This window comes from Halobacillus sp. ABR2_026, assembly GCF_056158545.1.
Genome location: NZ_JBSWTM010000001.1, coordinates 700,983 through 712,607, shown reverse-complemented (window position 1 = coordinate 712,607; position 11,625 = coordinate 700,983). Strand labels below are relative to the sequence as shown.

The 11,625-nt window shown below is 43.3% G+C and carries 9 protein-coding genes and 1 riboswitch; of the genes, 7 read left to right on the top strand and 2 right to left on the bottom strand.

The annotated features are described in order from the left end of the window. The first annotated feature begins 16 nt into the window (after nt 1–16). From ACXADE_RS03595 to ACXADE_RS03570, 6 genes are all read left to right on the top strand, one after another. Nucleotides 17–2,434: a putative bifunctional diguanylate cyclase/phosphodiesterase gene (locus ACXADE_RS03595; RefSeq protein ID WP_474979144.1), complete on the top strand. Its 2,418-nt coding sequence runs from the start codon at nt 17–19 to the stop codon at nt 2,432–2,434. A gap of 304 nt (nt 2,435–2,738) precedes the next feature. Next, nucleotides 2,739–3,539, top strand: a complete 801-nt coding sequence (locus ACXADE_RS03590; RefSeq protein WP_474979143.1) for a CAP domain-containing protein — start codon at nt 2,739–2,741, stop codon at nt 3,537–3,539. A gap of 197 nt (nt 3,540–3,736) precedes the next feature. Further along, entirely contained in the window at nt 3,737–4,000 is a 264-nt protein-coding gene (locus ACXADE_RS03585) for a hypothetical protein (protein ID WP_474979142.1), read from the top strand. 203 nt (nt 4,001–4,203) lie between these two features. Further along, nucleotides 4,204–5,304: an oxidoreductase gene (locus ACXADE_RS03580; protein WP_474979141.1), complete on the top strand. Its 1,101-nt coding sequence runs from the start codon at nt 4,204–4,206 to the stop codon at nt 5,302–5,304. A 111-nt stretch (nt 5,305–5,415) separates the two neighbouring features. Further along, nucleotides 5,416–7,065, top strand: coding sequence for a DUF2207 domain-containing protein (locus tag ACXADE_RS03575; protein WP_474979140.1), 1,650 nt, complete (start codon nt 5,416–5,418; stop codon nt 7,063–7,065). Between the two features lie 168 nt (nt 7,066–7,233). Next, a riboswitch (purine riboswitch) is annotated at nt 7,234–7,335 on the top strand. Nucleotides 7,336–7,464: 129 nt separating this feature from the next. Next, a complete protein-coding gene (locus tag ACXADE_RS03570; protein ID WP_474979139.1) occupies nt 7,465–8,655 on the top strand; it encodes a NupC/NupG family nucleoside CNT transporter in 1,191 nt (396 codons plus the stop codon). A gap of 127 nt (nt 8,656–8,782) precedes the next feature. Here ACXADE_RS03570 and ACXADE_RS03565 read toward each other — a convergent pair whose 3' ends face one another. Further along, complete coding sequence (locus ACXADE_RS03565) at nt 8,783–9,556, bottom strand: SurA N-terminal domain-containing protein (RefSeq protein WP_474982191.1); 774 nt, start codon at nt 9,554–9,556, stop codon at nt 8,783–8,785. Nucleotides 9,557–9,935: 379 nt separating this feature from the next. Beyond that, a complete protein-coding gene (locus ACXADE_RS03560; protein WP_474979138.1) occupies nt 9,936–10,973 on the bottom strand; it encodes a MerR family transcriptional regulator in 1,038 nt (345 codons plus the stop codon). 308 nt (nt 10,974–11,281) lie between these two features. Between ACXADE_RS03560 and ACXADE_RS03555 the strand changes: the two genes are divergently transcribed. After that, the gene (locus ACXADE_RS03555) at nt 11,282–11,539 is read left to right on the top strand and encodes a hypothetical protein (RefSeq protein ID WP_474979137.1); all 258 of its coding nucleotides are present in this window, start codon (nt 11,282–11,284) and stop codon (nt 11,537–11,539) included. Nucleotides 11,540–11,625 lie beyond the last annotated feature (86 nt).

Sequence of the window (11,625 nt, the reverse complement as noted above, 5' to 3'; positions counted from 1 at the left end):
AAGGAAGTGACACTGCATGGGCGCACCCTTATTGTTTTTAATAGTAGGAATCATCAGTTGCATTTCTCTGATGAAATTAATCATGAATGTGACCAGAGGCCCGATCAGTCATAAATTGAATGAAGTCGGTCTATCGCTAATCCTAGCATTCCTATGCGGGTTCATACTCACATGGATTCCGTTCCTTGCCATGGCTTTTCAACAAACCATACCTTTGACTGCAAACTCTTTTTACCTCTTTATCCAAAACACCGTTATTTTCTCAGCCTTCTTTTTTATCTCTTTCCTCATCATGAGCTTTATAGGGAATAAAAAATTGAAAGCTGATCCTCTGCAGCAAAAGAATGTTCAGACTCACCTTTTTTTAAGCTCTGCTATCAGCCTGTTCCTATTACTCTATACATATGTTTTAACAAACTTTTATACAGGATCGATCGTACTCCAGCCGGAAAATGTGATTTCGTCTTTTCTCCTGATGCTCGGGACCATTTATACAGCTACGAGGATTTTTGAACACCTGCATATTGAAGAAGCTGTTTTGCGTAGAACAAGATCTTCTGTAAGTGTACATGGACTTTTAGGGCTGATCGCCATCGCTCTCTGTTCTGTCCTCTATGCTTTTATTGAACGTCTTTTCTCAGACGCTGGATTTCTGATTACAAGCATCGAGTGGACAAGTGTCCTCACCTTATTCACGATAACTATTACGTATGTGGAACAGCAATTCACCCATCAGCAACACCAGCTGCAAAAAAAGCACGAAGAACTGCAGGAACAAGAACAGAAGTATCGGTCCCTGCATGACTTTAATCCAGGTGCAATTTTTCACCTGGATATGGAAGGTAGGTTCACCTCCTTCAACCATTTCGCTTATGAGTTGACAGGGTTCTCTCATGATGAATTGATCCACCTCAGCATCCCTGACCTGATTGTTCCAGAGGAAGCAGAACGCGTCGTGAACTTTTACGAACGGGTTAAAACAGGAGAGCCAGCGGAATTTGAGTCTTCTTTAATCACCAAAAAGGGCGAGCGACGATATATTCTCGTCTCGGGGATCCCTATCAAGGTACAAGGACAAATTTCGGGCGTTTATGGAATTGTCAAAGACATGACAGAAGAAAAGATGGCTCAGGAAAAAATCAATTTCCTCGCTTATCACGATGAATTGACGTCCCTGTTAAACCGCCGGGGAATAAAAAAAGAGATTGAAACGTTGACCACGGTGGAACAAAAACCTTTAGCCACCGTCCTTATCGACATCGATCTTTTCAAACACATCAATGACCACCTTGGCCATATGGCGGGAGATGAACTTCTTCAGCTGGTTTCTATCAGGCTTCAGTCCGTTGTCAGGAAGAAAGATTTGATTGCGCGCATTGGCGGAGATGAATTTTTAATATGTTTTCCCGATATTGAGAATCGGCTGGAAGTACGCCAGGTCATCCAGGAGATCCACACCGCCATGAAGGAAATCTTTACGATCGGTGACTATTATAAAGACGTCACCCTAAGCGTCGGAGTCTCCTACTTCCCAGAGGATGGAAAAGACTTTCATACGCTCATTAAACATGCGGATATGGCTATGTATGAAGTGAAGCGTAGCGGTCGTAATAGTTATATGGAATATTCATCATCCTTTGAAGAAAAAAGTGTGGCTGAAATCGTATGGTTGGAAGAACTGAAAACAGCCATCGATCAAGAAGCCTTTCAACTTCATTATCAACCCAAGGTTCACTTACAAACCGGAAAGATCCAGGGATTAGAAGCATTGATCCGTTGGGAACATCCGGAAAAAGGTCCGGTCAGTCCTGCTTCCTTTATTCCTCTTGCCGAACGAAGCGACTTGATCGTTCCGCTCGGCTGTTGGGTCTTACAAGAAGCCTGCCGCCAGTATGTACAATGGGAGAAGCAGTATTCCTTGAAGTTCCATTTGTCGGTTAACATCTCACCCAAACAGTTCCTACACCCTGATTTCACTCAGATGGTAATGACAACACTGAAGAAAACTGGAATGTCGCCACATAATCTTGACCTGGAAATTACCGAAACGCTGGCCATTGAAAATACAGAAGCAACGATTGATAAAATCCGCGTCCTAAGAGAAATCGGGCTACAAATCACGATGGATGACTTCGGAACCGGCTATACCTCACTCAGCTATCTTTCTATGTTCGCTCTCGACCGAATTAAAATTGACCGTTCCTTCATCAGCAGTCTATCGAGCAATCGTAATCATGCGGTTATCGTCCAATCCATCATATTCGTAGCCAAAAACCTCGGCATCGTTGTCACAGCAGAAGGTGTAGAAACCGAGGAACAAGCCCGCCTGTTAAAAAGCTGGAATTGTGAAGAAGCTCAAGGATTCCTTTACAGCCGCCCGTTATCGGCTCAACTTATGCAGGACGTATTGAAGAGAGAATCCATATATAGCTGAAAACCTTCATGTTCCGATAACTTTTGTAAAACGGATGTCACACTCGTAAAAAACAGACCTTTCTCAAAAGTCTGTCAACCCGTCTAAACTAGTAAAAAATCTATGACAAGGAATTAAATACCAAAAACATCATTCCTCCTTACATTATGATAAATCCCTGCACTTCAAGGAAGGAAATCCATCTTTTCTTTTCCTCCCTCGATTTCTATCATGTTATGGAAATATCATCCTATTATGTTACAAAAGTTGAATGGTACGATAGAGTCGTTCCAAAAAAACTAAAGTTTCAAGGAGGATTTTCAGCATGATGAAAAAATCACTGATTGTATCAGGAGCACTCGCTCTATCTTTACTTGCATCTCCAGCTACTTCCCTAGCATCCACGGGTGAAGTACAAGAAAACGTTCATGTAGAAACAAAGACAGTTCAAATAGATTCCGGTCAATTGAATGATTGGGTCAATGAGAATGAAAAGGCCCTTAAAAACCAAAACTTTCAACAAGTAGATTTCCAATCTTTCATTGAGCAATTCGCACAGAAATATCAGAAATCTCCAGCAGACCAACCCAATCAGGAGCAGCCGAAAGCGGAAACTCCAGTAGAAGAAGATTCTAAACAGGAAGTGCCATCAAAAGAGGAAGAAACAGAAGCAACTCCAGCCCCTGAACAGCCGGCTGAAGAAGACGTACAAAAAGAAGAAAACACACAGGATGAAACAGGATCCGAAGTATCTGCTTTTGAAAAAGAAGTCGTTGAATTGACGAACCAGGAACGTGAAAAACAAGGCCTGGAACCGTTGGAACTGGACACAGAACTAAGTGCTGTAGCCAAAGACAAATCACTAGATATGCAGCAAAATAACTATTTCTCTCACAACAGCCCGAATTATGGTTCTCCGTTCGACATGATGCAGTCTTATGGCATCGACTACCGCACCGCGGGTGAGAACATCGCAATGGGACAAACGTCTCCGGAACAAGTCGTTGAAGGATGGATGAACAGTCAAGGTCACCGCGAAAACATCATGAACCCTGACTTCACTCACATTGGTGTAGGGCATGCCGAAGATGGAAATTATTGGACACAAATGTTTATCGGAAAATAACAGCAGCTGAAAAGTCACCGGTGTACCGGTGACTTTTTTATTCCTTGCTCCCTCTTAATTTTTTGGCCATTTTCAACAGATCTGTGAACAGAAGACTTTTTTTCTTTTTTATATGTTCAAAATCTATTGCAATTAATCTGAATATTCCATAAAATCAATCATAATTTAACTATATCAAATCAGAAGGAAGTGTTCATTTGAATACAAAAACAGTGAGCCATCTTTACAATGTCTGCCCTCTCTGCCACGGGACCGGTACCTATCAGGAATACGATGACAGCAAGGCGAACATGATTATGGACCACTACAGTCGCGTGAACCACGCCAGTGAAAAGACAGCTTGGAAATTGGCCGTCGAGGAAACCAGTTACCATACGAAATGCGGACGCTGTCATGGAAATGGTCACGTATTAAATGATGAAGGCGAACAGATGTATCGCGCTTTAAAACAGTTTGCATAAAAAAAGATCATCTCTTCAATAGAGATGATCTTTTTTTGACCTTTCCTTCGTAAAGAGACCCCCCTTTTTTCAATATGACTTCTATAGGAAACAGGAAGGCAGAGAATCCTCACTATGCTTTTGATGAGCATTTACTTTGAAACTGAGATAGCTTCATCGTACCCTTGAAGGTGACCTCTACATCAGGAAAGGTGGATACACTCATGTTATTTGAACCCTATCAAATGAATCGTAAACAACTGAACAACCGTTATGTAGTGGCACCGATGACCAGGATCAGTGCCGAAGCTGACGGCCGCGCGAATGACCGGATGAAGGCATATTACCGGCGCTTCGCTGAAGGTGGATTCGGGGCCATCATTACGGAAGGAATCTACCCAGACGCCACATTCAGCCAGGGCTACAACAATCAACCAGGACTTGCAACAGATGTCCAGACAGATACATGGAAGCCAATCGTGGAAACGGTCCATGAGGAAGGCAGCTTGATAATCGCCCAACTTATGCATGCCGGTGGACAGAGTCAAGGGAATGCTTACACTGATAAAACCATCGCACCATCTGCTATTGCTCCAAAAGGGGAACAACTAGGTTTTTACGGTGGATCCGGTCCATTCCAAACCCCTCGTAAGATGGATGAACAAGACTTTTTAGAAGTGAAAAAAGACTTTGCAGCCGCTGCAAAACGTGCCAAAGACGCTGGTTTTGATGGCGTGGAAATCCACGGGGCCAACGGTTACCTTCTCGATCAGTTCCTGACTGATTACTTAAATAAACGCGAAGATGAGTACGGTGGTTCTGTAGAGAACAGGCTCCGGTTTGTGCTCGAGGTCGTGGATGAAATCGTGGCAGAAGTCGGGGAAGATTTTATTATTGGTATCCGTATTTCTCAAGCAAAAATAGCCGATCAAACCCATAAATGGGCTGGTGGTGAAAAAGAAGCGGAGCAGATTTTCGGAGCTTTAGGAAAAACCGGGCTTGACTATATCCATGTGACCGACGGAGATGCGACTGCCGCCTCCTTCGGGGAAAGCTCCCTCACCCTTGCTGGAGCTGCCAAGGCTTATGGAAAGATCACCGTCATCGCGAACGGACAGCTGCAGGAAAAAGAAAAGGCTGAAGGCATGATCGAATCAGGACAAGCTGACCTTGTATCTATTGGAACAGGGGCCCTTGCTAACCCGGACCTTCCAAACAAAGTGAATAATGGAATCAAACTCGATGCCTTTGATTTTGAAAAAACACTCCTCCCACAGGCAGAAGTGAAAGACCATGAACTAGAAGCATCGATTAGAAGATCATAAGTGAAAAGCCCCGGTCATCTGTATAGGTGGACCGGGGCTTTTTATCACCCCAGGCATTTGAAACCTTTCACCACTTTCTTACGTAAGGATAGAGGAAAGCAGGTGACGGATATGAAAAAATTAATATCGAGCTTTTTTCTGGTCGCTCTTCTTTTATTAATTCCAACTCAAGTGACAGCCGTGGAATTCACAATCGAAGAAACGAACATCCATGCCCAATTAAAAGCAGACGGCTCTGTACAGGTAAAAGAAACACATACGTATGACTTCAGCGATGATTTTAATGGGATCACCCGGACGCTGATTCCAAAACAACGGACTTCTATTACAAAGCTTACAGCTGAAGAAGAAGGAGCTGCTCTTAAAGTTGAACAAGAAGGAAATCTCTATAAGATTTTCAGAGGAGGATCAGATGAAAACGTAACAATCGACCTTTCCTATACGATCGAAAATGGTGTGGAAGTTTTCGAGGATGTCGCTCAATTTTATTGGCCCTTCTTTGATGAAAATAGTGAGGCTACTTATGAGAACCTGACAATCACCATCGAACCTCCCGTACAAGGAGAGATCAAGGCTGCATATGGGTATGAGGCTGCCTATCAGACGGTTACAACAACAAAGGAAGGCAACGCCGTGTTTGATATAGGAAAAGTCAGCGAAGGAACGAATGGAGACATTCGCGTCGCATATGACGCATCGCTCTTCCCTAATGCTTCTGTTACAAGTTTCGAACCGATGCTGAACGAAATTCTAGCGGATCAATCCCAACTCGACGAAACGATTGCTTCAGAAAAAAGATCCGAAGCCTGGTGGAGGAACTTTGCGATCTATCTCAGCAGCGGGCTGAGCTTACTTGCTGCCCTCCTCATCATTTCTGCGATTCGAAAACGAATGGAGATCGGACGGGAAGCAGAAAGGCAGAAAAGCAGTACAGGCAACTTTCCTGAAACGAAAATGAGCCTTCCAGCTCTCATGCTGTTCACAAATTATGGACATCTCTCCTCTACAGCTTTGACAGCCGCCTTGATGGAACTTGTGCACAAAGGGAACATTGAACAGATATCAGAACGTGAATTCAAAAGAACAGATCGAACAGTCGATTTTGCTCATGAAGAACGCCTGATGGAACTCCTTTTTGAAGACATTGCTCACTCTGATCACCTGCACCTGGACGATTTCGAAGCATTTATAAAGGAAGAAGATAATCACGAGAAATATCGGATCGGCATCAATGGATGGAAAGAACGGGTGAAAATGGAGCTTCAACAATATGAATGGAGAGAACCTGTCTCAGGGCCACGCTGGATTTCCGCTGGCGCCGCTCTTGTAAGCTTTCCGTTCATCATTTTGTTTCCATTTCACAACCTCTTCCTTTGGATGAGTGTATCTATCCTTCTATTCCTCTTCTTCACAACGTTCAGTATTGGCTACCGACCATTAAATGCAGAAGGTCGCAAACTAAAAAATGAATTGAAATCATTGCACTACAGTGATCGGTGGAAGGAATGGGAAGAAAAAGACCGGGTCCCTGCCCTCCTGTACCAGATCGGTGTTGGTAAACAAAGCGCTTCGAACCACTCCTTTGCTGCTTCCACAAGCGATGACTGGGTGATGTTCCTGGCACTCAGCGCAGCCGTTCAAGCATCGTTTGAATCAGCAGATGAACACACCTCCGTTCATGCTGCATCCGGTGGCTTCCCTGGTGACGCCGGTGGTGGTGCCGGAGTCGGAGGCGGTGGTGGCGGATCAGGCGCCTTTTAAACAGAAACGTCTCTACTTAAACGGTAGAGACGTTTTTCTATGAATGAAAGATTATAAATATAGCAATGAAGTTTTCCCCTTCATTTTTCCTTTTTAGAATATTGTTTAAATTACAACATTCGCCTGTGACCTTGTCACCCTTTGATGGGTCTGCTAGAATTTCAGAATATCAAAATGATACGGATTCCTTATATACATGTGGAAATAAGGTCCACAAGTCTCTACCTGGCTACCGTAAATCGCCGGACTATAAGGAAAGAATATTCAGGAGTCTACTCAATGGCCTGAACGACCTCTTTCCTTTTTTACATGGAAAGAGGTTTTTTATTTATTCAATGTTGTCTGACATCCTACCTCTATAATTTAGGAATCCGTACACTATTCCAAGGAGGAAATATTATGTCTATTCTTACTGGACTTCTTTCATTAGTTGTCATCCTTGCATTGGCTTGGCTCTTAAGCAGCCATAGAAAAATGGTCAAATGGCACACCATCTTTGCGGGGTTGATTCTTGAAGGTGTCTTTGTCTATACCATGCTTAATGTCCCATTCGGTCAGGCGCTCTTGAAAAAAGCCGCTCTTTTTATCCAGAGTGTTATTGATTTTAGTTCTGCCGGGATTGAGTTTGTGTTCGGCCCGTTATTCGCTCAGACGGACATCCAATTTTTATTCGCGATCAATGTGCTGGGAGCTTTAATTTTTATATCTTCTCTAATTTCAGCACTCTATCATATCCGCATTCTTCCTTTTGTAGTGAAGATCTTAGGTACCATCGTCGGAAAACTGCTGAAAACCTCTAAAGTAGAGTCTTTCAGTGCGGTAGGGAATACGTTCCTAGGAGTCGCAGAAGCCCCCTTGCTCGTCAAACCATATTTAGCGAAAATGACGCGCTCAGAAACTTTCGCTATCATGGTTGGAGGAACAGCATCTGCCAGTGGAGCCATTTTAGTCGGGTATGTAGAAATGGGAATCGACTTGAAATATCTCTTGATTTCCATCTTCAGCGTCCCATTTGTTTCCCTCGTCACCGCCAAACTGCTCGAGCCGGAAGTAGAAGAATCCCAGCTTAATGAGAATGTGCAGATGGCCGATTCCGGCCATGTGAATGTTTTTGAGGCGATTTCTGATGGAGCTGTTAACGGTGTGAAGCTCGCCTTGAATATCGGTGGCCTACTAATCGCATTCATCAGCATGATTGCTCTAGTCAACGGACTGCTCGGTTTTGTAAACACGGATCTATCGACCATATTCGGTTTTCTCTTCTATCCTTTCGCTGTATTGATAGGGATTCCACTAGCAGACGCATTCCAAGCGGCTTCCTTGATTGGAACAAAATTGGCCTCCAATGAATTTCTGGCCTATAACCAACTGAAAGAAATGATGGAGCAGCTTTCTCCGAAAACGATAGCCATTATGTCAGTGGCACTATGTAACTTTGCCAACCTTTCTTCCATCGGTCAGCTAATCGTCGGCCTCGGCTCACTAGCCCCGAACAAACAGTCACAAGTGGCGAAGCTGGGACTGAAAGCCATTATCGGAGGAACACTCGCAAGTTTCATCACCGCCATCTTCGTATCCATGTTCATCTAATTTGCGATTTGTAAAAATATGTAAGACCTGGTCAGCCAGAAACTGGCTGACCAGGTCTTACAGTAAATGACATCTCTCCCCAATAAAAAAAACCAGACCTTTTAAGGTCTGGTTTTTTGGGTTCATCTTAGAGGTTTACTGTCACATCTGCCTCTTCACGCAGATTATCGACTATTTTTTGAGTCGCTTCTCCCTCTTTTTGACGAGTCAGCTGCTGTTCAATTGTAGATTTTGCTTCTTCGTAAGATGGAACTTCCTGCTCAGAATCCATGCTTTCCTGCTGTTCTTTCATTTTGTCATAAGCTTCTTTGATTTCTTCTTCAGAAGGCTTCACATCGCCTGCTTCTTCAGCAATCAATTTTTCAATTTTAACTTGAGTTTTGACTTGTGATTTAACTTCTTTTTCACTCATTCCCTGTTCTTTCAACTGAGCAAGGAACTTATCGCCGGATTCGATTTGACGCTGCTTAGCCAATTCATCCAACTTCGTACTCACTTCTTCTTCAGACGCTGAATATTCACGATTGTCTGCTTCCTGCATTAGAAGCTCTTGTCCAACTAGAGTTTCAGCAACCTGCTTCTTCAATTGATCCTGATCCAGTTCCTGACCTGTCATTTGAGACTGCATAGCCATTTGCTGGAATTGACCTTTATAAGTCGTTTCAAATTCTTCTTTTTTAATTTCTGTACCATTTACTTCAGCGACAACATCCGGTACTCCTTCAAGATCAGGTTCAGGGGCTTCCGCTTGTTCACCTTCACCGGATTCAGACTGCTCGGTTTCCTCTTGGTTTTGTTCTTCCTTATTTTCAGAAGCTCCTTCATCGCTGCCACAGGCAGCTAGTAAAGAAACGAACGCTGCAAATAGTAAACTTAATAACCACTTTTTATTCAATGTCATTTCTCCTTTATTCATCGTTGTGTTAGCCATTGTAACACGGAACGACCTCCTGTAAACCCAGGCTGAATGTCCAACGACAACATATACCCATATAAGAGATTAACTAAACACTGTCGTGACAAGGTTTTAGTAAGGAATATTTTGTCTTTGCTACAAATGTGGAAATTTTGTGGAAAGCTGAAAGATGGCATTTAACGGGATTAATGGTAGCTTGCCCCCTACTATCCAACCTTCTATTAAAGCCGATTGACGGGGATTCAGCAGGCATTTAACAAAATCAGACGCCTTATAATCAAAGTCCCCCTGTCCACATCTTTCCCAAAAATCACCCTCCCACCGGTCGCACTGGAACACGGTCTTAACACATCAAGATAATCGATCATTTAGACTTTCCTTTTTGAGCGTAGACGACGTGTAGGTATGGATTGAATGTATACGTTTCTACTTCATATCCATGATCTGTCCACCACCGCAGAAGCCGGGAACGATCGGCATAATACTCATCTTCAATGGCTTCGACCGCTTCTTCATTCCCCGCCTCCCGGTAAGCGCGGAGCGTAGCCTCTCTTGCTGTTTCATCGGTGAACATCAAATCAGCGATGACAACGCGTCCCTCATTTACTAAGATACGATCGATTTCTTTTAGGGCAAGCTCCTTATCTTCATCTTTCAGATGGTGAAGTGCATAGCTCGATACGACGAAGTCCGTTTCTTTATCCTTCAACGGCAGGGAGAGGAAATGGCCGACGCGACTTTCTGTATGCGGATGTTTCCTCGCGAACATTTTCAACATTTCCTTGGATGGGTCCACAGCGATCATGGATATATCCTGCCTTAGAAAATGTTCCGTCAGATTCCCTGTACCGGCGCCAACATCTACTCCTCGCTCTTCATGAGAAGCTTCCACCCATTCTTCTACTTTCTGAAGGGCTTCATGATACTTCTCATGTACATTAAAACGATTCCCCGAGATTTTGATGTTCTCATCATAGGTTTCCGCTTGACCATCAAAATTCCAGCGATCCTCCCACCCGGATCTTTTTTCTTTAAATCCTTTTAATTCACGTGCCATCTCCCTCATCTCTTTCAAATCTTCATTCCTTCCGCTTTTCTCAATCATGCGGTCCAAGGTAGAAATCATATCTCTGATCTTCAGCATTTCTTCGTACAATACAGAACGTTGAGTATGTAAATAATCTCCAAAGTCATCATTCTGGTCCATGGCTTTTTTTATTTCTGCTGTTGTTAACCCGACTTCTCTAAGAGACAGGATGGTAGCCAATGCTCGAACATCCTCATCTTTATATGACCGGTATCCATTGTTCGATTTCTCCGGTGCCATCAATCCCTTTTCTTCATAAAAGCGAATCGTCCTTGGGGTAGTCCCCCATTCCCTCGCGACTTCTGTAATTCTCATCAAACATTCCCCCTTTTCAACTCCCACTATAAAGGGTAACGTTACGTAAAGGTAAAGAGAAATTCAAATTTCTTAACAGGCTTTGGAAAAGAGGGACGTTGTTAAGGCGGAAAGCTGCCTCTTTTCCCAACATGAGAAAAGCAGGTAAATGAAAGACGAATGTTCTCCCCTCCCAACTCATAAGCTTTAATAGGTTAAGAGAGTAAGTTTCGTAATTTTCGGAAAGCAGTTGAAAATCACACTGAGCTTTTATAGTATAATGGTAACAGACAGTTTCATAGCTTTGATTTCCGTAGAGGAGTGAGCAAATGTTAAAAGAATCTGACTTTCCAACAGTAGAATTAAGAGACCAGTGGATCAAGGTACGGAATAAGAAACTGGAGGAAATGGCCCAGTTCATCCAAAGGTACTTCCACCTTACTAAAGTCAGAGAAAACCAAGGCAGTTATGAAGTTCAGGGGTATTTCTATCAGCCTGGATTTGGGGAAGTACGGATGGCGTTCGAGTTCAGCTACGAAAACGTCGCCAAATTCACGGATTTATTTGATGAACCCATTGAAAAATAACAAGCAAAAAAAGACCCAGTGACTGGGTCTTTTTTTAGTTGAAAAGAATGACGAAGGGGTATATCTTGCGGACGATAGGACAATTC

Excerpts from the sequence above, each read along its gene's own strand:
- ACXADE_RS03595 (WP_474979144.1), top strand. The coding sequence starts at position 17 with ATGGGCGCACCCTTATTGTTTTTAATAGTAGGAATCATCAGTTGCATT.
- ACXADE_RS03560 (WP_474979138.1), bottom strand. The coding sequence starts at position 10,973 with ATGAGAATTACAGAAGTCGCGAGGGAATGGGGGACTACCCCAAGGACG.
- ACXADE_RS03580 (WP_474979141.1), top strand. The coding sequence starts at position 4,204 with ATGTTATTTGAACCCTATCAAATGAATCGTAAACAACTGAACAACCGT.
- ACXADE_RS03555 (WP_474979137.1), top strand. The coding sequence starts at position 11,282 with ATGTTAAAAGAATCTGACTTTCCAACAGTAGAATTAAGAGACCAGTGG.
- ACXADE_RS03575 (WP_474979140.1), top strand. The coding sequence starts at position 5,416 with ATGAAAAAATTAATATCGAGCTTTTTTCTGGTCGCTCTTCTTTTATTA.
- ACXADE_RS03565 (WP_474982191.1), bottom strand. The coding sequence starts at position 9,556 with ATGACATTGAATAAAAAGTGGTTATTAAGTTTACTATTTGCAGCGTTC.
- ACXADE_RS03570 (WP_474979139.1), top strand. The coding sequence starts at position 7,465 with ATGTCTATTCTTACTGGACTTCTTTCATTAGTTGTCATCCTTGCATTG.
- ACXADE_RS03590 (WP_474979143.1), top strand. The coding sequence starts at position 2,739 with ATGATGAAAAAATCACTGATTGTATCAGGAGCACTCGCTCTATCTTTA.